Source organism: Mesorhizobium sp. B2-7-1 (assembly GCF_006440735.1).
Classification (GTDB): Bacteria; Pseudomonadota; Alphaproteobacteria; order Rhizobiales; family Rhizobiaceae; genus Mesorhizobium.
The window spans coordinates 16716-40691 of the sequence record NZ_VFUA01000037.1 but is presented as its reverse complement, the minus strand read 5'-3'; the positions used below and the strand labels follow the sequence as shown (position 1 = coordinate 40691).

Sequence of the window (23976 nt, the reverse complement as noted above, 5' to 3'; positions counted from 1 at the left end):
ATCTGTCTTTCAAGGCGATGGCTTTCGCCGGCCGAGCTGCCATTGGGCGAGCAGGACGAGCAGGACCGACGCGGCGAGCACGATCGTCGCGATGGCGTTGATCTCCGGCGTCACGCCGCGCCGGATCGAGGCAAAGACATAGATCGGCAGCGTCGTCTGCGCGCCGGCGACGAAGAAGGCGATGATGAAATCGTCGAAGGAGAAGGTGAAGGCGAGCAGGAAGCCCGCGATCACCGCCGGCATGATCTGCGGCAGCACGATCGAGTGGAACGTCGTCAGTGGCGTGGCGTAGAGATCGCTCGAGGCCTCGACGAGGTTGCGGTCGAGGCTCGCGAGCCGCGTGCCGACGATCATCGTCACCAGCGCCATGGAAAAGAGGCCGTGCGCGGCGATGATCGAGCCGTAGCCGAGCGATAGCCGTGGCGGCTGGTCGGTCGGCCACACGGAAGCGAGGAACGGATTGACGACGGCGAAAAGCTGCACCAGCGCCACCAGCGTCGAGATGCCGATGACGACGCCCGGAACGACGATCGCCGCACCCAGCAATGCGTCGAAGAGAGCCCTTGTCCGCGCGCCGACCCGCTGCAGCCCAAGCGCCGCGGCCGTGCCGCAGAAGGCCGCGAGCAGCGCGCTGGTCGTGGCGATGAACAGGCTGTTCTTCAGCGCCTCGACCAGGAAGGGATTGGACAGCGCCTTGCCATACCATTGCACCGAGAAGCCGGTGAACTCGCTGGCATGGTGGCCCGCATTGAAGGAGAACAGCACGACCAGCGCGATCGGCAGGTAGAGGAAGGCAAAGACGGCGACGACGAAGGCACGCATCAGATCAGGTCCACCCGGCGTGCGCCCGAAAGCCGGGTCGAGATGCGGTTGGCGACGATCAGCACCACGACCGAGACCAGCACCAGCGTGATGGCGATGGCCGATCCGAACGGCCAGTTGCGCGATTGCAGGAAGAGATCGACCAGCGCGTTGCCGATGAAGAACACCTTGCCGCCGCCGAGCAGCGTCGGGATCAGATATTCGCCGAGCAGCAGGATCATCACCAGCGAGAAGCCGGTCATCACGCCGGGCAGCGACAGCCTGAGCGTCACGCCAAGGAAGGTCGACAGGGGCGTGGCGCCGAGATCGGCGGAGGCTTCCAGCAGCCGGCGGTCGAGCCGCTCCAGGCTGACATAGATCGGCAGGATCATCAGCGGCAGATAGCCATAGACGATGCCGAGCAGCACCGCGCCCGGCGTGTTGATCAGTCTCAAATCCTCGATGCCGACATAGGCGAGCAAGGCCGGGATGCCGCGCCCGCCGAGGATGTACATCCAGGCATAGGTGCGCATCAGAAGACTGGTCCAGAACGGGATGACGATCATCGCGAGCAGGATCAGCCGCCAGCGCTGCGGCGCGCGCAGCGCCAGGTAGTAGGCGACGGGATAGGCGACCAGCAGGCAGGCCAGCGCTCCGACGGGCGCCAGCACCATCGTGTTCCAGAAGGCGGTCGCCCGCGCCGGCAAGTTGGCATATTGCGCGAAAGTCAGCGCCGCCTGGTATCCGCCCTCCGGCGCCCGCTCGCCGACGCTGAAGATGGCGATGGCGACGAAGGGCAGCACCAGGAACACGACCAGCCACAGCGCCGCCGGGGCGAGCAGCAGCGCCGTCGCGAGGTTTTTGCGAAAGAGACTGCGGCGCATCGGAAAAGCCGGTTGGGAGCCGGCGGACTTTCGTCCGCCGGTCGCATTGTCCTGATCGGGTTTGTGACCGGTCTCGCTCAAGCCGACTTGAAGCGAGCCATCAGCTCGGCGCGGCCTGGATCGGTGAGCGTCGCGGCGGCGCCGAACTCGAGCGGCTTCAACAGGTCGGCGGCCGGATAGAGGATCGGGTTGTCAAGCACTTCCTTCGGCAGCAGCGCGTTGACGCGCGCATCGGTCGAGGGCGCGCCATTGGCCAGATGCTCCTTCACCGCCACTTTCGGGTTCATCAGATAGTTGAGCAGCGCATAGCCGGCCGGCTTGTTCGGCGCGTCCTTCGGGATGGCGTAGAAATCGGTCCAGATCTCGCCACCTTCCTTGCCGAGCACATAGGCGATCTCGGGAATGTCGCGATGGAGTTGCGCCCCGTCATTGGTCCAGCACATCGTCATCCAGGCATCGCCGGCGCGCATGCCCGGCTGGTAGTCGCTCGACACCGCGAACAGATGCGGTTTGACCTTGATCAGCAATTCCTCGGCCTTGGCGAGTTCGTCCTGCTTCAGCGAGTTGAAGGAATAGCCGTAATATTTCAGCGCGTTGCCGATGGTGGTGAGCTGGTAGTCATGCACCATGGTGCGGCCGTCGCCTTCGGCCATGGCCGTATCCCAGAATTCCTTCCAACTCGACATCGGCTTGGCGAGCTTCTTGGTGTTGACGGCAAAACCGGTCGTGCCCCAGTTCTTCGGCACGGCGTAGATCGTGCCGTCGATCGTGCCTTCCGCGGTGAAGCGCGCGTCTTCCGACTTGCCGTCGAAATTGCCGAGCTTGGCCATGTCGAGCGCTTCGATGATGCCGAGCTTCTTGTAGGTCGAGATCGTGTAGTTGGTCGGCACGAACAGGCTCCAGCCCGAGCCGCCGGCCTGCAGCTTGGCCAGCATCTCCTCATTCGACCCGAAGACGTTGACCTCGACGGCGACGCCGGTATCGGCCTTGAAGTTCTCGAAGGTCTGCGGATCGTGGTAGTTCGGCCAGGTGGCGATCGACATGCGGTCGCCGAGATTCTCGGCGGCGAAGGCCGGCGTCGGCATGATGCCGAGCTCGCGCGCCATGACCGCGGTCGCGACGCCGAGTCCGGTGAGGCCGAGGAAGTCGCGCCGGCTGATCGAGCCGCGCTTCAGGCGCATCAATTGGTCGACGAATTTATCGGGGGTTATCGGCAGTCCGTCACGATAGGATTTCGGCATTTTGGTCTTCCCTCTGGTTGGTCCCGTTGTTCTTGGCGTGCGGAAACGCCAGTGGCGCTCCGGCGGCAAAGCCGATGGCGACGGGTTCGCCCGGCCTGAAGAGGTTGCCCTGACCGATCACGTGGTCGGCCTTGGCGAGCAGCGATCCGATGCCCGGGACCTCGATCGCGTACTCCGCGGTCGAACCCAGGAAGATGCGGTTGCGGACGATGCCTTTCAGGCTGCCGCTTCCGGGCGCTGAGAGGCTGAGCGATTCCGGCCGCAAGCTGACGGATACGGCTTCGCCGCGGCTGAGCGGCACCCGCTTGCGCGCCGAAATCACAGTGCCATCGGCGAGCGCGACATCGACGAGATCACCTGAGAGCCCGGCCACCTTGCCGCTGACGAGATTGGTCTTGCCGACGAAATCGGCGACGAAGAGGTCCGCCGGCTCGTCATAGATCTCGCTCGGCTGTCCGAGCTGGACGACGCGGCCGCCATTCATGACGCAGACGAAGTCGCTCATCGACAGCGCCTCCTCCTGGTCATGCGTGACCAGCACGAAGGTGATGCCGATCTCGCGCTGCAGGTTCTGCAACTCGATCTGCATATCGGTGCGCAGCTTCTTGTCGAGCGCCGCCAGCGGCTCGTCGAGAAGAAGCACCGCCGGCTTGTTGACCAGGGCCCGGGCGAGCGCGACGCGCTGCTGCTGGCCGCCGGAAAGCTCATGGATCTTGCGGCGGCCATAGCCGGCGAGCTGCACCATGGAAAGCGCCTCGCCCGCCCTCTGGCTGATCTCGCGCGACGACAGCCGCGGCCTCGCCTGGCGCAGCCCGTAGGAGATGTTGTCCTCGACATCGAGATGCGGGAACAGCGCATATTGCTGGAAGACCATGTTGACCGGCCGCCGGTAGGGCGGCGTGCCGGCCATGTCGCGGCCGCGGATCAGCACCTGGCCTTCGCTTGGCTGCTCGAAGCCGCCGATCATGCGCAGGCACGTCGTCTTGCCGCAGCCGGAGGGGCCGAGCAGCGCGACGAAGGCCGAGGGCGGAATGGCAAGGTCGATGCCGCTGACCGCGGTGACCGCGCCGTAGCGCTTGGTGACCGCGCGAAATTCGATATCGGGCACTGCAGTCAAGCCACGGGCTCCTGCGACAGCATGAGGCAATCTCATGACGCTAGCAGAGCCAACAGCGTCTAGTATATACCTCGCAGGTGGTATATTTAGCCGATTTTATCGTTTAGAGGGGTATGGATTGGTCGCCTCCCGCAGTGACGACTACAATGCCTTGGCCGCCGTGATCGCCGCGTCGCACGAGCCTGGCGGCGACCATTTCGGCAAGGCGATCGTCGCCTGGCTGCGCGGACATATCCGCTTCGACCACTGCGTGATGTTCGGCTATCGGGGTGCTGCGAGGCCGCCGCTCCTGTTCGAGACCTTCTCGCCGGCGGAGAGCCACATCTTCGTCGCGCTCTACCAGGAGGGGCCTTATCTGCTCGACCCGTTCCACCATGCCGCCGTCGAGCGCAAGGAAGGTTTCTGGCGCATGCGCGAGCTTGCCCCGGACCGCTTCTATGCCAGCGAATACTACCGCTCCTATTACAGCCAGACCAAACTTGCCGAGGAAGTCGGCTTCTTCGTGCCGCTGGCCGGCAAGGACGCGATGGTGCTGTCGCTGATGCGGCTGCGCGCCACCGGACCGTTCGGCACCGCCGACGCCCGGCTGCTGCGCGACATGGCGCCGGCGGTGGTCGGCCTCTGCAAGCAGCGCTGGCCGGCTTTGCCTGCCGACCAAGCCGCCGTCCGGCCATCGGACGAAACCGTCACGATGCCCAACGAGCTCGACCGCGCCCACATCTGGAAAAGCCTGTCGCTGACCTCGCGCGAAAAGCAGGTGGTCGACCTGGTGCTTCAGGGCCATTCCACGGAATCGATCGCCAGGGCGCTCAGGATCGTGCCGGGGACGGTGAAGGTCCACCGCCGCAACATCTACCGCAAGCTGAAGATCAAGTCGCAGGCCGGCCTCTTCGCACGCTTCGTCGAGATCATCGACGCGCGTGGCGGCTGATCGGCTGCCGCTTACGCCAGCTCGAACCGCTCCACGGCGCGCATGATGCCGCGCAGCTCGGCAAGACCCTTGAGCCGCCCGATCAGCGAATAGCCGGGGTTGATCTTTGTCTTGCCGATATCGTCGGCGAGCAGATGACCATGGTCCGGGCGCATCGGGATGCGCCAGTCGGACCGGCCTTCCTTGCGCCGGCGCGCCTCTTCCTTCATCAGCGCCAGGATGACCTCGGCCATGTCGGTCGATCCTTCCAGATGCTCGGCCTCGTAGAAGGAGCCGTCCTTCTCGCGCGTCACATTGCGCAGATGCGCGAAATGGATTCTCGGCCCGAACTCGTCGATCATCGCGACCAGGTCGTTGTCGGCGCGCACGCCGTAGGAGCCGGTGCAGAAGGTCTGCCCGTTCGACGGGCTGTCGACCGTCCCCAGGATGAAGCGCGCGTCATCGGCGGTCGAGACCACGCGCGGCAACCCATAGAGCGAGAACGGCGGATCGTCGGGATGGATGCACATGCGCGCGCCGACTTCCTCGGCCGCCGGGATGATCTCCTTCAGGAACCAGGCGAGGTTGGCGCGCAGTTCGGCCGAACCGATCGCCGCATAGTCGGCGAGCGCGTCGCGCATCGTCTCGCGATTGTAGGTGCGCTCCGTGGCCGGCAGGCCGGCGATCAGGTTGCGCTCGATCCTGTCGATGTCTTCGCCACTCAAGGTCTTCAGCCGCGCTTCCGCTTCCTGCAACCGGGCCGGGCTGTAGCTCGCCTCGGCATTCGGCCGCTTCAGCACGAAGACATCATAGGCGGCGAAGTCGAGGGCGTCGAAGCGCAGCGCGTAGCCGGTGATCGGCAGTCGGTACATGAGATCGGTACGCGTCCAGTCGACGACCGGCATGAAATTGTAGCAGATGGTCGAGATGCCGGCTTTGGCCAGCGCCCGGATCGTGTCCCTGTACCAGCCGGCATAGCGCTCCCGTTCCGGCGTGCCGGTCTTGATCGAGTTGTGGACGGGGATGCTTTCCACCACCGACCAGCTCAGGCCAGCCGCTTCGATGATGCGCTTGCGCTCGAGGACTGCGTCGAGCGGCCAGGCGCTGCCGTCATAGATGCCGTGCAGCGCCGTCACGATGCCTGAAGCACCCGCCTGCTTGATGTGGTCGAGCGTGACGGGATCGTTCGGGCCATACCAGCGCCAGCATTGTTCCATGACTGCCTCTCAAAAGCATGTTTCCGAAAGGCTCGCCGGGCGAATCTGAGGATCGCGAGGCGCGCTAGCGGGTTACGGTCGACCATATTGTCGGACGACGATGGCCGTCAAATCAGGCGACAGGAGTCAGGCTCAAGCCGCGGTTTCGTCGGCCGGTATTCCCGTCTTTTGCGTCTTTGCGGATCTCCGAGAAACGCGCGTCGACGGATCCCAGCAACACAAAAGAAATGCCAGCGCCAGGCCCGATACCACGTCTGCCAAATGATGCTGATGCACGAGCAGCGTAGCGCTCACGATCAGGCACCACCACAGCCACAAAAGCACTCTTGCGCCGGACCGGCGCACGGCCTGGCTATAGCTGTAGATGCTCAGCGAGGCATAGACCACATGCAGCGACGGCACCAGATTGTGCGTCCCGTCGAGCAGGAAAATCCCCGCGAACATTCTTTGGTAGAGCATTCCGTCGGGCATCACCCGAACGAAACCAAGCTGCGCCGGCATGATCAGGAAGGTCGCGCACCCAAGCAAAGTCGCAACGAGAACGCGCTTTCCCAAAACCGCCATTTCAGATGCGTTCAAAAGGAAGGGCGGCAGCAGAAACAGGATACTCATCGAATGATACGGCAAGATGAATTGCGGCATCAGCGCTGTTCGAAGCTCGAAATCAAAATAGATTTTCCAAGCCCCACCCCTCCATTCGGCGACCGCGTCCGCAAGAGGAAAAAGCAAGGCAAAAACGATCAGATTTATGCCGGCCCAGTATCCATATGCCCGCAGCGCGTTTTTCTTGCCGCCTTCCATTCTGCCTTACCGTTCGGCATCTCTTCTGCGAGCGCCAAGCCGACGGACGATAGCGGCCGGGCCGTGCCGCAACAAGTGTTGGCACAGCGACGTCGGCCCCGATGGTTCCGGCGTGCGATTCCGGCTTGGACAAGCGCCGGCGCCAGGCTTGCAGCGGCGCGCGTTAACCGTCTATCGTGCGCCTCCAATCCCGCCGGGACGTATCGCTGCGGCGCATGGAGTGGCGAAACAGATTTCAGGACGAGTGAAGCAACGCATCGCCAATGGCCGACAAATCGCAATTCGGACTGACCGCTGTCGATAGCGTTCCGCTGCATGAGAAAGTCTATCTGGAGCTCGTGCGCGCCTTGATGTCGGGGCAGCTCCAGCCCGGCCAGAAGCTGACCTCGCGCAAGCTCGCCAAGGAGCTCGGCACCAGCGACATGCCGGTGCGCAGCGCCTTCATGCGGCTGCAGGCGCTGAGGGCGCTGAGCCCGATGCCGAACGGCAGCGTCGAGGTGCCGCTGATTTCGGCCGACCGCTTCCAGCAGCTGACCGCCGTGCGCACAATCCTCGAAGGCACGGCCACCGAGCTCGCGACAAAGCTCATCAACGGCAACAATCTGCGCGCGATCCGGCGCCACTGCGCCGAGCTTACCGCAGCCGCCCGCGGCGGCGGGATCGATAACTATCTGCGCAAGAACTATGACTTCAAATTCTCGATCTACCGCCATTGCGGCAACGAGCAGATGCTCTTCCTGATCGAGACGGTCTGGATGCAGGTCGGCCCCTTCCTGCGAAACCTGCACATCGGCTTCGAGGATGACCTGGCCGGCATTCTCGGCATCGACTATCACGAGGAGGTCGTGGCGGCGATCGAGGCCGGCGACGGCGAAAGGGCGCGCGCCGCGATCGTGCGTGATATCGCCGAGGGCGCGACCCACATCCTCGGCCAGGCCAAGTTTCCGGAACTGCGCCACTGACAGGCCGGAACAGCAGGCTTCGAATTCGGCTTGGCTTTCGGCAATCGGGTCGCTATGTTGCGATCGCAGATCGCACAATATGGACCCGAAATGCCGCCCGATATCCCAGCTAGTGACTTGAAAAAATGAAGGAAAACCACCCGGCGTCAGCCGCGTTGGCCTTCACGAACTCACAAGCTGAAAATTGGATATCGTAGCCGATAGGCTACAGCACCTAGAAAAGGGGCTGGAAATTGAGCGATGCGATTGCGGACGTTTTGAAGTGGCTGGACAGCAGGAAGGACATCCAGAGCCTGCGGGCGGCGGTGTGCGACCTGAACGGCATCATGCGCGGCAAGCGCATTCCGGTCGAGCAGGCGCGCAAGGCGCTCGAGGGCAAGCTGCGCATGCCCTATTCGGCCATCGGGCTCGACATATGGGGCGAGGACATCGAAGGCAACGCCCAGGTGTTTTCGACCGGTGACGCCGACGGACTCTGCAATTGGACGGGACGCGGCATACTGCCCGTCAACTGGACGGCGCACCCGACGGCCCTCTTGCCGGTCTGGCTGGCGGACGACAGCGGCGCCCCCTATCTCGGCGATCCGCGCCGCGCGCTGGCCCGTATCCTCGACCGCTATGCCGCACTTGGCCTGACGCCCGTCACCGCGACCGAGCTCGAATTCTACCTCGTCGACCCGACGTCGCAGCGCCCTGTCGGACCGGTCTCGCCGGTAACCGGGCGGCGTCTCGATTCCGACGCAGCGCTTTCGATCGACGAGGTCGACGATTTCGAAGCCTTCATCCACGATATCTACGAAGCCTGCCGCATGCAGGACATTCCCGTCGACACCGCGATCGCCGAGAACGGCGTCGGCCAGTTCGAGATCAATCTCAACCATGTGCCCGACGCCCTGCGCGCCGCGGACGACGCGGTGCTGTTCAAGCGCACCGTCAAGGGCATTGCCCGCAAGCACGGCTTCGCCGCCTGCTTCATGGCCAAGCCCTATGGCGAGCGCGCCGGCAACGGTTTCCATGTCCATTTCAGCGTCCTCGACAGAGACGGCCGCAACATCTTCGACGACGGCTCGGATCAGGGCTCCGACACCATGCGCCATGCGGTTGGCGGCCTGCTTGCCGCGATGGCCGAGAGCACGCTGGTGTTCGCGCCGCATTTCAATTCCTACCGCCGGCTGCGGCCGCGATCCTACGCGCCGACCGCCGTCGCCTGGGGTTATGAAAACCGCATGGTGGCGATACGCATTCCGGGCGGCCCGTCGGCCGCGCGGCGCATCGAGCATCGTGTCTCCGGCGCCGACGCCAATCCCTATCTGGTCCTGGCGGCGATTCTCGGCGCGGCGTTGATCGGCATCGAGCGCCAGCTTTCGCCCGGCGAGCCGACCGGCGGCGAGGGCCAGGGCCTGGCGCTCGCCAAGCTGCCGCCCGACTGGGCGTCCGCAATCGCCGCCTTCGAGGCCGGCCCGCGCGTCGCCGAGATCTTCCCGGACGTGCTGCGCGACGCCTTCATCGCCTGCAAGCGCCAGGAGTTGAATACTTTCGCGCTGAACGTCAGCGACTTCGAGATCGAAACCTATCTCGAGAGCGTCTAGAGCAATTCCAGGAAAAGTGTGAGCGGTTAGGCTCGGCGCCTTCGCCGTAGCCTTCCGTCCGCAATTGCTCCAACACAAGGAAATAGAGCGGTTCGCCGTTTCCGTGAAACGGTGAAACGCTCTAAGCGCATCGCGCCTCCGCAACTTTTTTCAGTGGGCGACGGGCCGCAAGCAACGCTGCTGATACTCTCTCAGCCTGGGCGTCGCCGAACGTGCGGCCGGATCCGCAACCCCATCCGTGATCTGGAGGCCGGGCTTATCGCGCCCGTCGAAACGTGTCTGCCTTGACGATGCAAGCTCTTGGACAAAGGCATCGATCCTGTCTGGAATCGGAAACGATACAGGCCACAGTCAATAACTAAATTTTAAAAAAAATCCTTATCCAACAATTAGATAATAAGATATTTCGGTAAAACTCTTGAATCATTGACACAGATTATGGAAACGATATCATGTTTCCAACAGCGTCTTGGCTTCAGATCGCGGGGAACGAACCATGAGAGGCCTCAAGGACAAGATCGCGGCCGTCACCGGCGCCGCCTCCGGAATTGGGCAAGCCGCGGCGAAACGTCTGGCGGAAGAAGGCTGCAAGGTCGCGGTTTTGGACTGGAATGGCGACGGCGCTCAAGCGACGGCGGATCAGATCAGAAAGGCCGATGGCGAGGCACTTGCGCTGAAGGTCGACGTCAGCTCCGAAGACCAAGTCGAAGCGGCTTTCCGGACGATCGTCGAGAAATTCGGCCGGCTCGACATCCTCGTGTCCAATGCCGGCATTTTTTCCGGCGCGCGCGACAACAAGGTCGACGCCCTGCCCAAGGCAGTCTGGGACGAGATCGTTGGCGTCAACCTGACCGGCATGTATCTGTCCTGCAAACACGGTGTGGCCGCGATCAAGGCGACAGCCGGCAAGGGCGCCGTCGTGCTGACCGGTTCGCCGACCGGCATGTCCGGCTGTACGCCGGCAAATATCGCTTACGGATCGAGCAAGGGTGGCGTGCACGGGCTCTCCCGCGTCATGGCGGTCGATCATGCGCCCGAAGGCATCCGCGTCAATGTCGTGGTCCCGGGCTTCACGCTCACCCCGATCGTGCGCGAACTCGTCGCGGACCCCAAGGTCTATGAATGGCAGGTGCAGAACATTCCGCTGAAGCGCGGCGCCGAGCCCGAGGAAATAGCCGGAGCCGTGGCGTTCCTGGCCTCCGACGACGCGTCCTACATGACCGGGTCGTTCATGTTCGTCGACGGGGGACTGACCGCGATCTGACCGCGAGCCGGCCAGAAATACTCAAAATAAATACTCAAACAAGACAACAGGGGGAATTCGCATGACATTCAGGAGAACCACCTCGACCGCGATGCTCGCCGCCGTGGCGTTGGCCTTCGCAGGATCAGGCGCCTTTGCGGATGACATCACCATAGGCTTCGTGGCGCACGCCCAGGGCGATCCGTTCGTGCAGCAGATCCAGGACGGCGCACAGGCCGCCGCCAGCGATCTCGGCGTCAAGCTGGTGACCGCGCAGCAGGCAGGCGGCGCGCCGGAAGGCCAGCTCAAGCTTGTGCAGAATTTCGTCAATTCCGGCGCCCAGGGCATCGCAACCTCGGTGCCTGGCGAATCCATGGCCAAGAGCTTGAACGACATCGTCTCCGGCGGCGTGCCCTTGGTGCAGTTCAACCTGCTGTCTAAGGCCGTCGAGGCACCCTATGTCGGCGAAAAATCGGTCGAGAGCGGACGCGTCCTCGGCCGCATGGTGCTCGAAAAGCTTGGCGGGGAGAGCGCCAAGGGCACAGTCGTTCTCGGCAATTGCTTTCCCGGCTTCCCCGTGCTCGAGAACCGCGCCAAGGGCGTCGAGGAATCGCTTGCCAAGGCTTCAGGCATCAAAGTGCTTGGCCCGTTCGACGTGAAGGTGTCGGCCGTCGACAACTACAATCACTGGGAGCAGCTCTACAGCGCCAATCCGGACGCCGTCGCCCTGATAGGCCTGTGCGCGCCCGACGTGACCAGCCTTGGCAAGCTGAACGCCGCCCATGGCGACAAATTCGTGGCCGGCGGCTACGACATGACGGAGCTGAACCTGAAAGCGATCAAGGAAGGCCACGCCTATGTGACCATCGGGCAGAGCGCCTTCGTGCAGGGCTACCTGCCGGTCGCCCTGCTGGTCAACGCCATCAAGGGCGGCAAGAAGCTCGCGCCGGGGTTCTATAACGCCGGCTCGCAGATCGTGACCGCGGACAAGGTCGACATGGGGAATGGCCTGAAGCCTATTTCCTTCGACGAGGCCCAGAAACTTGCGGCCGACCCGAAGGCGACGGCCGAATACTACAAGCCCTGGACCGAGACCCTCACGGCGCAAATGCTCTCGAGCGAGCCGAAGCCGATTTCGGCAGAGTCCGAGTAAGCGCAGCGATTTCCCACTGATGGTCGGGGGCGGCCGAAAGCTGCCCCTCACCGTCCAGGGATAAGATGTCATGGCCAAGCCGTTGCTCTCAGTGCGCAATCTCGCCAAGCGTTATGGCGGCGTGGTGGCGCTCGAGAACATGAACCTGTCGGCGCAGCCCGGCACCATTCACGCCGTGGTGGGCGAGAACGGCGCCGGCAAATCGACGCTGATGAAGATTCTTGCCGGTGTGGTGCGGCCGGATGGCGGCACCATCGAGATCGACGGGCAAGCGGTGACCATCGCCAGCCCGAACGAGGCGCGCCTGCGCGGCATAGGCATGGTGTACCAGGAACTCAGCCTGTTCCCGGATCGCTCGGTCCTGGCCAATCTTTTCGTCAACCGCGAGCCCGTCCGCCATGGGCTGGTCTCGCTGTCGTCGATGGAGCGGCAGTGCGAGCGCCTGCTCGATCAGCTCGGGCTCCATGTCGATGTCCGCGCGCCGGTCAGCCGCCTGAGCATAGGCGAGCGGCAGCTTGTCGAATTGTGCCGGGTGCTGCTGGAAAAGCCACGCCTGCTGATCCTCGACGAACCGAATTCAGCCCTCAACCAGCAAGAGACCGAAAGGTTGTTTGCGGTGCTGCATGGGCTTCGCCGCCAGGGCATCACGATGCTCTACGTCTCGCACCGGCTGGAAGAGGTCTTCTCGATTTCCGATCGCATCACCATCACGCGGAACGGCCGCGACGTGGCCACCAAGGAACGCGCGGCGCTGACCATCCCGGAAGTCATCGAAGGCATGATCGGCCGGCAGCGCGAGGCGCTCTTTCCGCCGCCCCTGCCCGCAAAGGTGGACGCCTCGCCCAGGGAACTCGTGGTTTCCGGCCTTGCCGGCGGCCGGCTGCGGCAAATCGATTTCAAGGCGCATTCGGGTGAAGTGGTCGGGTTCGCCGGGCTGGAGGGATCGGGCGTCACGGATATCCTAAACATCCTTTTCGGGCTGCGCCGGGCCCGCCGCGGCACAGCCCGCTTCCCGGATGGCCGCGGCCTGCCGAAGAGCACGACGGAGGCGTCCCGGCGCAAGGTTTGCCTCGTGCCGGCCGATCGGCGGCACAATGGCCTGATGCTCGACAAATCGATCCTGTTCAACATCTCAAACATCGTCGTCGGCGCCAGGAATGACGGCCCGCTGTGGTTCTCGCCGAAAGGAGCGCTGCAACGAGCAACCCGGCAGATCGAAGCGCTGCGCATCAAGGGGCTGCCCCACGCCTTGGCCAATTCCCTTTCCGGCGGCAATCAGCAGAAAGTAGTGATCGGCAAATGGCTGGAGATCGGCCCGCAGGTGTTCCTGCTGGATGATCCCACGCGCGGCGTCGATGTCGGCGCCAAGCGCGAGATCTACGGGCTCATCCGCAAGATCGCGGCCGACGGAGGGATCGTCTTGTTCTCTTCGACCGAGTTGCCGGAACTGATCGGTCTTTGCGACCGCATTCTCGTGATCTACCAGGGCCGGCTGGCCGGCGAGGTTGCCGGCGACGGCATGGACAGCCGCGCCATCCTGCATTTGCTCAACACCGGGGAACGATCCGGGCGCTCGCCGGGCCCGGACGCATACGAAGCGACCGTCGCATGACCGATACCAATCAAGCCGAAAAAACCTCAACGCCTCTGCCGAGGTCGTCGCGGCAAGGTTTCCGCATGCCCGACGAGATCGGCGTGATCGTCGCCTTGCTCGTCATGATGGCGGTCATCGGCATCGCGAGGCCGCGTTTCCTCAACCCGATCAATCTTCTTTCCCTGCTGGGCAACACCACGTTCCTGGGCATGCTGGCGCTGGGCATGGTGTTCCTGCTGGCCATCCGCGAGATCGATCTGTCGGTCGGCTGGATGTTCAACTTCTCCGCCGTCGTCGTCGCCCTGCTGATGGTGGCGGGTCTCGATCCATGGCTCGCCGCGATTGCGGGCGTGGCTTTTGGCGGCTGCCTGGGGCTGGTCAACGGGCTGATCGCAGTGACCCTGCGTTTGCCGGCGATCATCGTGACGCTCGGCACCTATTCGATGTTTCAAGGGCTTTCGCTCGTGGTCAATCGCGGACGCGCGATCGTTCCGTCCGATGACGGCAGCAGTTTTTTCTGGGTGATTTCCTACAAATTGTTCGGTGTCTTGCCAGTGTCGGCGCTCGTCTTCCTGCTCCTGGCGGTTGCAATGCATATCCTTCTCCACCGCACCCGGTTCGGCTATCGGGTGCAGGCCGTCGGCAGCAATCCGGAAGCGGCGGCCCATGCCGGCATCCCCACCGCGCTGGTCAGATTGCAGACCCTGGTACTGATGGGCGCGATCTGCGGCTTGTCCGGCACCATGTATGTCGGCTTCCGCGGCGCCATCGATCCGAATGAGGGCAGCGATTTCGTTCTCGTCGTCATTGCCGCCGTCATCATCGGCGGCACGCCGCTTTCCGGCGGGCACGGCACCATCATCGGCGCCGTCATTGGCATGACGATCATCCAGGTCATTTCCAGCGGGCTGATCTTCTTCGGCATCGACGCGACCTGGAGCACCTTCTTCACCGGCGCCGTGACCGTGCTGGCGGTGTCGCTGGACAGGCTGATCAAATACCAGCGGTCCCGCCGGGCCGAGAAGCTGCGTGAGACGTCGCACGGCTGATGCCCTGCCAGATGATTCCGCTTGGCGAAAAAATCCAGTCTAGCGGCGCACCGGCAGGCAGGAGCCTCCCATGATCAGGTGCGTGGGAAAGGAGATGCGCTGCGCCGGCCGGGCGTTGCTGCCATCGAGCCGCTCGAGCAGCAACTGCGCTGCGGTTCGCCCGATTTCCTCCACAGGTCGGTCGATCAGCGTGATCGGACCCGGATAGAGCATCGCGATATCCGATCGATCGCAGGCGATCAGCGATATGTCCTGCGGCACCGAAACGCCCTGCTGCTGCATGGCGCGCAGCACGCCGGCAAGGATCCTGTTCCCGGCCGCGATGATCGCGGTCGGCCGCTCCGGCATCTGCAGCAACGTGGTGGCCTCGCGGAAACCGTAGTCCGCCGACAGGCTCTGCGAGCGGATCAGATCGCGCGGCACCGGCAGGCCGGCACGCTCGAACGCTTCAACGAAGCCGCGGACACGCTCGCGCCCCGGACGGATATCGCTGCCGGCCGTGATGATCGCTATGCGCCTGTGCCCCAGTTCGATCAGGTAATTGGTGGCCTGGCGAAGGCCGGGCGCGTGCTCGGTCAGCACCGCATCGATCTCGAGCGGGATGTCGCGGTCGAGCAGAACGGCCGGAATGCGAAGTTCCTTCAGCCGCTTGATGGTACGAGCGTCCTGCTCGTTGTTGATGGTCATGATCATCCCGTCGGCGCGACCGTGCTGCAGCATGTCGAGCGCCGCCGCCTCTTCGCTGGCCTGGCCGTGGGTACTCATCAGATAGAGCGAATAGCCCTTCTGGCGAAGCTCCGCGTCGATCGCCTTGAAGCAGCTGGCATGCCAGGGATTGGCGATGTCGTCGATGACGAAACCGACCGTCATCGTGCTGCGGCGGCGCATGTTCTGCGCGCGAACATCCGGCTGGAAGTCGAGCGACCGTATCGCCGCCCGTACCTTGCTGAGCGTTTCGGGCTTCACCGTCTCAGGAACGTTGAGGCTGCGTGAAACGGTTCCGACCGATACGCCCGAAACGCGCGCTACATCCCGGATCGTCGCTTTCTTGTCCACGACTTTCGTCACACCGAATCCCCTCGTGGCCGCATCCCATATTTCGGGCCAAGTCACCGAAACTATTGAGAAAGGGAATTCTAGCGCAACTTGCATTGGGTCAGCAAGGGATATGCGGCCAGTTATCCCTTGACCGGCAAGGTCTGCGTACTCTAACTTAGAAACGTTTCAATTTTATGCGGAACTGGGTCCTCTCATGGTCGTGCCCCTGAAAATCGAGCGCATCGAATGTATCCCGCTGTGCATGCCGCTGCCGCGCACCTTCCGCGGCAGCTACTACCACATGACGCACCGCTGCACGATCATCACCCGTATCTACACGTCAGGGGGCATAGTCGGCGAGGTCTACAACGGCGACGAGTTCGAAACGCAGGCCGAGGTCGTCAAGATCATCCTCGACGAAATCCAGCCACGGCTGATCGGCAAGGACGCGTTCAACATCGAGGGTTGCTGGGAGGAAGCCCGCGCGCCGAGCTATAATATTCTGCGCGACCGCAAACTCGCCATGTGCGCCCAGGCCTGCGTCGACTCTGCCATCTGGGACGCGGTCGGCAAGGCGTTGAACGTGCCGCTCTACAAGCTGTGGGGCGGCTATCGCGATCGCCTTCCGGTCATTTGCATCGCCGGATATTACGAGGAAAACAAGACCTTAGCGGATTTCGGCCGCGAGATGGAGGATATCCGGGCGGCGGGCTACGCAGGCTGCAAGTTCAAGGTCGGCGGTCGCACCCCAAAGGAGGATGCCGAGCGCGTCCGCACAGCGCGCAGCGCCGTGGGCGACGATTTCGTTCTATGCATCGATGCCAACCAGGGCTGGACCTTGCGGGAGGCGGTGGAATTTTCGCGACATGCCCGCGATCTCGGCATCCGCTGGTTCGAGGAGCCCGTGCGCTGGTACAATGACCGCCTCGACCTCGCGGCCGCCCGCAGCCAGATGGGGATTCCCGTGGCCGCCGGCCAGAGCGAGATCAGCCGTGCCGGCTGCCGCGACCTGATGATGTCCGGTTCGATCGATGTCTGCAACTTCGACGCCAGCTGGGGCGGAGGCCCCACGGAATGGCGGCGCGTGGCAGCGCTGGCTCAGGCCTTTGCCTGCGAAATGGGCCACCATGAAGAGCCGCAGATCGCCGCCCACCTGCTTTCGGGCATCCCGAACGGCACATTTTTGGAAACGTTTCACCCTGACCGCGACCCCATGTTCTACGCGTTGGTCGCCAATCGCTCGAAGTTCGACAACGGCTACTACGACGTCCCACAAGGGCCGGGTTTCGGGCTGGAACTGGATGAGGCAACGATCAGGAAGTACAAGGTCGACTGAGTACGTCCGGCAGCGTTGCGCGCCGCGCAGGGACCGGAAAGACGCGGTGACCCTGAAATCGGCTCGCCGGGGTCAGAACGTTTCATGGCCGGTTGGCCGTTTCGCCGGCCGCTACCCCGCCTTCGGCATCCGTTCGCGGCTTTCGGATTCCAAGCGGGTGATATCGGTCGCAAGCTGCTCGACGTGATCGTAGTCGCCCACCGCAAGCCCTGGCGAAACCTTGCCATTGGCGACGACATGCACGCGATCGGCCGCTTCGTAGACTTCCAGTGTTTCGGTGCAAAGCATGATCACCACATTGCCTCGCTCGGCATAGTCCCTGAGCAGCCGATAGATTTCCGCCTTGGAGTGAATATCGACTCCTCGGGTCGGCTCCTCCAGCAGCAGCAGCTTCGGATCGCAATGCAGCGCCTGGGCGATCGCCACCTTCTGCTGGTTGCCACCCGACAGCGAGCGGATGGGCTGCGTCGTCGTCCGTGTCTTGACGAGGAAGTGCTTGACCGCGACCTCCGCCATCTCCTTCATCCGGCGTGTCCTGAGCGTCAGGCCGAAACCGGCAATCTGGGGTGAGCCGAGCCGCGCGAGCAGATTCTCGCCGACCGAGAAATTGCTGTAGAGGCTGAGCTGGCGGGTCGCGGGAACATAGGCGGACATCGCATCGATCGCATGTTCGCCGCCCTCGCCCGCAATGGTGATCGCGCCCGTGCAGTGCTCCAGGCCTGCGAAAGAGCGGATCAGTTCGCGCGAGCCGGATCCCTCGACGCCGACAAGCGCGATGATCTCGCCAGCGCTTCCATCGAGCGAGACATCCCGGAATGCTCTGTCATGCGTCCAGTTCTTTACGGAGAACACCGGTTGGGCTGCGGTCTGCGCCGCAGACTTCGCGGCCTTGCCATGGACGGCGCCGCTGTCCACCACCATCTGCCGGGCGATGCCCTCCTCCGTCAGCGCCTCGCCTTCCAGTATGGCACGCACGCTGCCGTCGCGGACGATGGCGACGCGGCTGCAATGGGCAACCAGATCCTCAAGACGATGCGTGACCAGCAGCACGATGCGGCCATCCGCGGCAATCTTGTGCATTTCGCGGAAAAGCTCGTTGGATTCGTCGGCCGTCAGCGCCGAGTTCGGCTCGTCGAACAGGAAGACGCGCGATGCGCGCGCCACCGCGCGGGCGATCTCGGTGCGCTGTTGCGTGGCCAGCGAGCAATCCGAGAGCAGCCTGTCGCGAAGATGGCCGATCCCCAGCGCTTCCATGACCCTGGCATCGGCCTGGCCAAGTCCTGGCCGCAACCGGCTCGCGCCTTCGCGGCCGACGAGCATGTTTTCGGCCACCGTCAGATTGGGAAAAAGCTGCGGCTCCTGATGCACGACCGCCACGGCCTGCCAGTCGGTGAAGGGCGACCACGGCGCGCCGTCGAAGGTCAATTCGCCGCCATCGGGTCTCTCCTCGCCGGCGATCACGCGGATCAACGTGCTCTTTCCCGCGCCGTTCGGGCCGGCGATGCCGAGCACCTCACCGGCGTACAGTTCGAGATCGACGCCGCTCAGGGCGATCGTGCTGCCATAGCGCTTGGTGACGCCACGAATGCTGATGCCTTGCCGAGCCTCCCCGTCAGGCCGGCTCATGACGCCCTGCTCTTGCGCAGCTTGGTGAGGAACAGGTCGAGCGCCACCGCGCCGATGGTGACGGCGCCGAGGAAGATCTGCTGCACATGCGGACCGGGCGATAGCAGCGCCAAGCCGATCTGCAACTCGGCGAGCAGCAGCGCGCCGCCCAGCGTGCCGACGATCGTTCCCTTGCCGCCCGAAAGGCTGGCGCCACCGATGATCACCGCCGCGAAGACCGGAAATGTCTGCGACAGGCCGATATCCGGCTGGCTGGTCTGGATGAAGGAAAAGTCGAGGATGCCGGCGATCGCCGCCAGCACCGAACAGAGGATGAAGGCGAGGACCTTGTATTTCCGTACCGGCAGCCGTGCCAGCCGCCCGGCCTCCGGATTTCCACCGATCGCCATCAGCCGGAAGCCGAAAAGCGAGCGATGCAGCAGGAAACCGATGACGGCGGCGATGCCGAGCATCCAGAAGATTTCGACCGAGAGGCTGTACTTGCCGACGTTCTGGGTCAGTCCGATGAAGAAATTCAGTTCGCCCGGATCGACGTTGCCGTCCGGCGGCGGGTAGTTCGGGTTGAAAGTGCCGGTGTTGGAGACCCACAGCGACAGGCCGTAAAGCAGGTTGTAGCTGCCGAGCGTGACGATGAAGGACGGAATCTTCATGCTCGTCACCAGCAGGCCATTGAACAGGCCAACGCAAATGGCGACAAGGATCGCGATCGGGATCGCCGCATAGACCGACACGCCCATCAGAATCCAGACCACCGCGAGCGTATTGGCCGCAAGGCCGTACATCGCGCCGAAGGAAAGGTCGATCTCGCCCACGACGATCACCAGCGTCAGTCCCATGGCCATGATCGCCACCGAGCTCATCGCCCGGAGCACCGAGACAGCAAGGTTCGGATTGGCGAAATTGGGATTGATGGCCACGAACACCATCGCCACCACGATGACCGCAAGAAACAGGCCGCCGACGCGCAGCGCCGCATCGATCGTCGCCTTGGCGGCCGAGGACCCCCGCTTCGACTCGGCATGTTGGCCGACCTCGCTCGAACTCATGCTTATCTCAACTCCATGTTTCAGACCCATATCGTGCGGGGCCGGAATCGATCGGGCCGCCTGGGCGGCCCGATCGCCATCAATGCGACATCACTTCTGCGACATGGTCCGGTCGAGTTCCTCGCGGGCCTGCTTGACGTCGGCCTTCATCACGGCCTTCAAGGTCTGGGTATTCGGCAGGATCTCGCCGTTCTTGAGGAACTGGGCGCAGGCCGGTCCGCCAAAGGCCGCCTGGTCGGGCCAGCGCTGATCGAACTGCACCACCTGGATACCCTTCTCGATCGCGTCGAGCTGACCCTTGGAAGAGTTCCAGCCCACCGTGAAGACCTTGCCGGCAAGGCCGAGGCTTTCGATGGCCCGATCGGCGTGCTCGGCGCCGATGTCCACGTTCTCGATAAACTGAACGTCCGGATTGGCGGTCAGGAACGAACGGTAGACATCGAAAGCCTTGCCCGGCTCATAGCTGGTGTTGAGACCGTTCGCGGCGGAGGTCACGAACTTTGCGTCCGGGATCGCGGCCTTGATGGTGTCCTCGAAGCCTTTCATGCGGCCCTGGGCCCAGAACTGGGTGGGATCTCCCCCGGAGACGGCGAAGACCTTGATGTCGCTCTTGCCGTTGTCCTTGATCCACTGCAGCACGGTTTCGGCGGCATATTTGCCTTCCTTGGCCGGGATCTGGGTGAAGTTGGTGAACTCGTGACCGCGTGACGGCACGCCCGACGTGAAGACCGGGATGCCCTGGTCCATCAGCTTGTTGGTGATCGCAGTCATCGCGTCCGAGCTGACCGGCTCGATACCGATGCAATCGATTTCGCCAGCGGCGAGCTTGGCCTCGATCTGGCTGACCTGCTGATTGGGATCGTTCTGGACCGGCGCGATCGAGGCGCAATCCATCGGATAGATGGCATTACCCATCTTGCAGCCCATTTCGAAGCCGGCCTTGAACTGCGGCGAGAACAGAGGGATGCCCGAGGCCTGGTAGGAGAAAACGTAGTTGATCTTTTCGCCCTTTTTGACCTTTTCGGCGATCCGGTCGGCGAGCTTGAACGTGCCCCAGTCGCGCTTGACCTCGAAGGGCGCGCCCTCGACCTTCTCGCCCTTGTCCGGGATCTGCGTGTCCTTGAAATCCTGTGCGAGCGCTGTCCCGGTGATTGAAAGCGCGGTACAGCCCATGGCCGCCAGCATCACCCCACGATATGTTCTACGCATATTAGTCCTCCCATGACGCGTTGACTTGACTGCTTTCATTGTGGCAGCTCCCATGCCGCCGTTCGTCAGACCAATCCCAGCACCTTCTCGCTGCGAAAGCCCTCGACGACCTCCTCGATCACCTCGATGCCCAGGCCCGGCCCGGTCGGCGGATACATCCAGCCGTCCTTGTGCTCGAAAGACTTCTTGACGAGGTCGTGCTGCATCGGATTGCGCAGCGGTTTCAGTTCGAAAAGCTTGCAGGCGGGCGAATTGAACGAGATCGCCAGGCTGGCGGCCGTCACGATCGCCGACGACCAGGCATGCGCGTTGGCCTGCCGCCGGTAGAACTCGCAGCGCTCCGTCACCTTCTTGAAGCCGGTGATGCCCTCGGCGCGCCCCGGATCGACGCCGATGACGTCGACGGTGCCGGTCGCCAGCACACGCTCGAACTGCTCGAGCGTCCATTCGCGCTCGCCATAGGCGATGCGGGTCGTGGTCTTGGAGCGCAGGTTGGCATAGCCTTCCGGGTCCCAGGCGCCGAGCGGCTCCTCGATCCAGGCGAGGTCGTACTCCTCCATCGCCTTGGCGCGGCGCACGGCGTCGGTGACGTCCCATTTGATGGCGATGCCGTTGTCGATCATCAGCATCTTGTCGCCCAGCACCTCGCGCATCGCCTTCACATAGGCGACGTCGCGATCATGATCGTAGCCGAGACGGGCATTGCCGCGCTTGCCGAAGCCGGTCTTCAGGCCCTGCAGGCCGGTCGAGACCCATTCTCGCGTTTCCTCGGCCATTTCGGCGATATCTTCGTAATGTGCATGGCAGGAGGCTATGGCCGGCAGTCGCTCGTGCACCGACCCGCCCAGCAGATCGAGCACGCTCCTGTTGAGCGCCTTGCCCTTCAGGTCCCAAAGCGCGATGTCGATGGCAGCGGTGGCATAGGAGGCGATGCCGCCGTGATAGCCGTACCACCAGGCCTGCTGCTTGTTCTGTCGCCAAAGCACCTCGGTCTGCACCGGGTCCTTGCCGATCAGGTTCGGCGCCATGCCCTCGATGATCGCCTTGGTGGCGAAATTGGCCTCGGGGAATTGGGTGATCGATTCCCCCCAGCCCACCTGGCCGTCATCGGCGGTGACCTTGGCCAGGCAAAGATGCCGCAGCGCGTTGAAATCGTTCGGCTCGGGATAGCTGACCGGGATGGCTTCGACTTTGGCGATTTTCATGCTGATGATTCCTATCCGATCGCACCGCGATAGAGCGGCATGCCTTCGACGCCGAGATCGACCTCGATCAGATAGCCGGTCATCGCCGCTCCCGTCGTGTCGAACGGCCCCATGTCGCAGCAGAACAGCTTGCCGCCCTTGCCGAACACGCAGTTGAGGATGGTGCCGCCGGTTTCGAGGAAACCGACCAGCTTGCCGTCCTTCGTGAAATGGTCGACGCCGCCGGCCGCGACCGCCGTGATCCAGAGATCGCCGTTCGCGTCGATTTTGAGTCCGTCCGGAATGTGGCCCTCCGGCATACGGCAGAGCACCGACTTGCTGCCGTCCGGCTTTCGGCGGACGACGTTGAGCGTATAGGACTCCACCCAAACGAGAGATCCGTCCGGCTCGGCGACGATGCCGTTGGGGTAGACGTAATCGAGTTCTTCGAGAATATGCGCGATGCCGTTCTTCTCGATCACGCAGATGCGGCCGGGATGCGGCTTCTCCGCCATGTTCCAGTCGCCGGAATCGGTGAAATAGAGCCGGCCGTCCGGGCCGAACGTCAGATCGTTGGGACCGTCGAACTTGACCCCGTCCGCCTCGGTGACCAGGATTTCGGCCTTGCCGCCGGGCGAGGTTTTCTGGATCGACGGCGGCCTGTGCTCGGGAGCGACCCATTGGCCGACATTCGGCGTCTGCGTCGAATAGACGGCGCCGTCGCTGCCCAGCATGCAAGCATTGGGTCCGCCGCCCACATAGGCGTATTGCCCCTGCTTGCCGCTCTTCGGGTCCCAATAACCGATCTCGCTCGCATAGGTATTGGCGAAGATCACACGCCCATCGTCGAGCTCATAAGGACCCTCAGGATGGCCAAGGCCGGTGGCGCGTATCACTTGCGGTCTTTTCATCGTTCTCCTCCCTTGCGGCTACCACGTGACCAGTCCGCCGGTGAAATTCACCGCCTGGCCGGTCATGTAGCCTGCCTCGTCCGACAGCAGGAACCAGATGGCGCCCGCGCATTCTTCCGGCCGTGCCGGCCGGCCGAGCGGCACGGTCTTGTTGCGCGCCTCGTCCATCGCTGAAAGCTCCATGCCCCGCAGCCTGGCCATGCCGGCCAGCACCATGTCCTGCATCGGCGTGTCGACGATCCCCGGGCAGATGGCATTGACGCGCACCGGCCGCGAGGCAAGCGCTTGGGCAAAGGAGCGGGTGATGGAGAGGATCGTCGTCTTCGACGCGGCGTAGGCCGCGACTTCGGTCGTCGTCGCAAGCTTGGCCGAACTGGAAGACAGGTTGACGACCGCTCCGCCCGGCTTCAGCCGCGGACCGATCTGCTGGCACAGGAAGAAGATGGACTCGGCATTTATGGTATGGATCCGGCGCCAGTCGTCGAGCGTGACGTCGAAGATCGACTTCACCACGAGCACGCCGTGCGAGTTGACCAGGTAGTCGGCGCCGTCCGCTGCCTCCGCCACGCGCGCCCGGCCGGCCGGCTCCGAAAGATCGGCGACAAGCGGCTCGCAATCGCCGCCGGCGACCTCGCCAAGCTTCTCCCCATCTATGTCGACGGCAAGCACGCGGACCCCTTCTTGCAGCAGCCGCCGCACGACGGCGCGACCGATGCCGCTGCCGGCTCCCGTCACGATGGCGCGACGCGCATGCACTGCCGAACTCATCCGCTTCGAGCCTCCCAACGCGATCGCACCACAAACAGCAACCTTGCCTTTGCGGCACACGCATAAGCGCGAATGTATTGGTCCGGAGGGGCCCAGCCCTTCCGTAATGGCTATATTGAAACGTTATCAGAAGAATGCAAGCACTTTTTCGCACGGTGGCCAGCGCCGGAAGCCGCTTGCTGTCTTTCCGGCCGTTTCTGACATTGCTCCGCTGGAAGCCTGGAAACAAATGCAAAAAAACCCGAAAAAGGCCGGATATGCGGTTATCCGGCTCTTTTCCTGAGCAACAACCCTCGC

22 protein-coding genes are annotated in these 23976 nt (G+C 63.5%); 9 read left to right on the top strand and 13 right to left on the bottom strand.

Annotation, left to right across the window (positions count from 1 at the left end; all coding sequences use genetic code 11):
* Positions 1–9: 9 nt before the first annotated feature.
* From FJ471_RS16040 to FJ471_RS16025, 4 genes are all read right to left on the bottom strand, one after another.
* A complete protein-coding gene (locus FJ471_RS16040; protein WP_140804624.1) occupies positions 10–822 on the bottom strand; it encodes an ABC transporter permease in 813 nt (270 codons plus the stop codon).
* Positions 822–1685 carry an ABC transporter permease gene (locus FJ471_RS16035; RefSeq protein WP_140804622.1) on the bottom strand — a complete coding sequence of 288 codons (864 nt, stop codon included), beginning with the start codon at positions 1683–1685 and terminating at the stop codon, positions 822–824. The genes FJ471_RS16040 and FJ471_RS16035 overlap by 1 nt, the downstream gene beginning before the upstream one ends.
* A 77-nt stretch (positions 1686–1762) precedes the next feature.
* Positions 1763–2926, bottom strand: coding sequence for a spermidine/putrescine ABC transporter substrate-binding protein (locus tag FJ471_RS16030; protein WP_140804620.1), 1164 nt, complete (start codon positions 2924–2926; stop codon positions 1763–1765).
* A complete protein-coding gene (locus tag FJ471_RS16025) occupies positions 2907–4079 on the bottom strand; it encodes an ABC transporter ATP-binding protein (RefSeq protein WP_181179451.1) in 1173 nt (390 codons plus the stop codon). The genes FJ471_RS16030 and FJ471_RS16025 overlap by 20 nt, the downstream gene beginning before the upstream one ends.
* An 82-nt stretch (positions 4080–4161) precedes the next feature.
* Here FJ471_RS16025 and FJ471_RS16020 point away from each other — a divergent pair, with 82 nt between their 5' ends.
* Positions 4162–4974: a LuxR C-terminal-related transcriptional regulator gene (locus tag FJ471_RS16020; protein ID WP_224668123.1), complete on the top strand. Its 813-nt coding sequence runs from the start codon at positions 4162–4164 to the stop codon at positions 4972–4974.
* 11 nt (positions 4975–4985) lie between these two features.
* Here the strand turns inward: FJ471_RS16020 and uxuA are convergent, their stop codons facing one another.
* Both uxuA and FJ471_RS16010 read right to left on the bottom strand, forming a co-directional pair.
* Positions 4986–6170, bottom strand: coding sequence for a mannonate dehydratase (gene uxuA, locus FJ471_RS16015; RefSeq protein WP_140804614.1), 1185 nt, complete (start codon positions 6168–6170; stop codon positions 4986–4988).
* A 132-nt stretch (positions 6171–6302) separates the two neighbouring features.
* Positions 6303–6971 (bottom strand): phosphatase PAP2 family protein, encoded by a 669-nt coding sequence (locus FJ471_RS16010; protein ID WP_140804612.1) that lies wholly within the window; start codon positions 6969–6971, stop codon positions 6303–6305.
* 263 nt (positions 6972–7234) lie between these two features.
* On the opposite strand from FJ471_RS16010, the gene FJ471_RS16005 reads away from it, so the two are divergent.
* From FJ471_RS16005 to FJ471_RS15980, 6 genes are all read left to right on the top strand, one after another.
* On the top strand, positions 7235–7933 hold the full coding sequence (locus tag FJ471_RS16005; protein ID WP_140804610.1) for a GntR family transcriptional regulator: 699 nt from the start codon (positions 7235–7237) through the stop codon (positions 7931–7933).
* Positions 7934–8166: 233 nt separating this feature from the next.
* Positions 8167–9522 (top strand): glutamine synthetase family protein, encoded by a 1356-nt coding sequence (locus FJ471_RS16000; RefSeq protein ID WP_140804608.1) that lies wholly within the window; start codon positions 8167–8169, stop codon positions 9520–9522.
* Positions 9523–10018: 496 nt separating this feature from the next.
* A complete protein-coding gene (locus FJ471_RS15995) occupies positions 10019–10786 on the top strand; it encodes an SDR family NAD(P)-dependent oxidoreductase (protein WP_140804607.1) in 768 nt (255 codons plus the stop codon).
* Between the two features lie 61 nt (positions 10787–10847).
* Complete coding sequence (locus FJ471_RS15990) at positions 10848–11918, top strand: sugar ABC transporter substrate-binding protein (protein WP_140804605.1); 1071 nt, start codon at positions 10848–10850, stop codon at positions 11916–11918.
* Positions 11919–11988: 70 nt separating this feature from the next.
* Entirely contained in the window at positions 11989–13530 is a 1542-nt protein-coding gene (locus tag FJ471_RS15985) for a sugar ABC transporter ATP-binding protein (protein ID WP_140804603.1), read from the top strand.
* A gap of 65 nt (positions 13531–13595) precedes the next feature.
* Positions 13596–14561, top strand: coding sequence for an ABC transporter permease (locus tag FJ471_RS15980; RefSeq protein WP_181179449.1), 966 nt, complete (start codon positions 13596–13598; stop codon positions 14559–14561).
* A 39-nt stretch (positions 14562–14600) separates the two neighbouring features.
* Here FJ471_RS15980 and FJ471_RS15975 read toward each other — a convergent pair whose 3' ends face one another.
* Positions 14601–15629, bottom strand: coding sequence for a substrate-binding domain-containing protein (locus FJ471_RS15975; protein ID WP_181179447.1), 1029 nt, complete (start codon positions 15627–15629; stop codon positions 14601–14603).
* 184 nt (positions 15630–15813) lie between these two features.
* Here FJ471_RS15975 and FJ471_RS15970 point away from each other — a divergent pair, with 184 nt between their 5' ends.
* On the top strand, positions 15814–16935 hold the full coding sequence (locus FJ471_RS15970) for a mandelate racemase/muconate lactonizing enzyme family protein (protein WP_140804598.1): 1122 nt from the start codon (positions 15814–15816) through the stop codon (positions 16933–16935).
* Positions 16936–17046: 111 nt separating this feature from the next.
* Here the strand turns inward: FJ471_RS15970 and FJ471_RS15965 are convergent, their stop codons facing one another.
* The 6 genes from FJ471_RS15965 to FJ471_RS15940 form a co-directional block, all read right to left on the bottom strand.
* On the bottom strand, positions 17047–18561 hold the full coding sequence (locus FJ471_RS15965; protein WP_140804596.1) for a sugar ABC transporter ATP-binding protein: 1515 nt from the start codon (positions 18559–18561) through the stop codon (positions 17047–17049).
* Positions 18558–19607 carry an ABC transporter permease gene (locus FJ471_RS15960; protein WP_181179443.1) on the bottom strand — a complete coding sequence of 350 codons (1050 nt, stop codon included), beginning with the start codon at positions 19605–19607 and terminating at the stop codon, positions 18558–18560. Before FJ471_RS15960 ends, FJ471_RS15965 begins: the two co-directional genes overlap by 4 nt.
* 90 nt (positions 19608–19697) lie before the next feature.
* Positions 19698–20816 carry a sugar ABC transporter substrate-binding protein gene (locus tag FJ471_RS15955; RefSeq protein WP_181179440.1) on the bottom strand — a complete coding sequence of 373 codons (1119 nt, stop codon included), beginning with the start codon at positions 20814–20816 and terminating at the stop codon, positions 19698–19700.
* 65 nt (positions 20817–20881) lie between these two features.
* Positions 20882–22021 (bottom strand): mandelate racemase/muconate lactonizing enzyme family protein, encoded by a 1140-nt coding sequence (locus FJ471_RS15950; protein WP_140804590.1) that lies wholly within the window; start codon positions 22019–22021, stop codon positions 20882–20884.
* 11 nt (positions 22022–22032) lie between these two features.
* A complete protein-coding gene (locus FJ471_RS15945; RefSeq protein WP_140804588.1) occupies positions 22033–22911 on the bottom strand; it encodes an SMP-30/gluconolactonase/LRE family protein in 879 nt (292 codons plus the stop codon).
* 18 nt (positions 22912–22929) lie between these two features.
* Positions 22930–23679 carry an SDR family oxidoreductase gene (locus tag FJ471_RS15940; protein ID WP_140804586.1) on the bottom strand — a complete coding sequence of 250 codons (750 nt, stop codon included), beginning with the start codon at positions 23677–23679 and terminating at the stop codon, positions 22930–22932.
* 106 nt (positions 23680–23785) lie between these two features.
* Here FJ471_RS15940 and FJ471_RS34820 point away from each other — a divergent pair, with 106 nt between their 5' ends.
* The gene (locus tag FJ471_RS34820; RefSeq protein ID WP_181179437.1) at positions 23786–23962 is read left to right on the top strand and encodes a hypothetical protein; all 177 of its coding nucleotides are present in this window, start codon (positions 23786–23788) and stop codon (positions 23960–23962) included.
* The last annotated feature ends 14 nt before the right edge of the window (positions 23963–23976 follow it).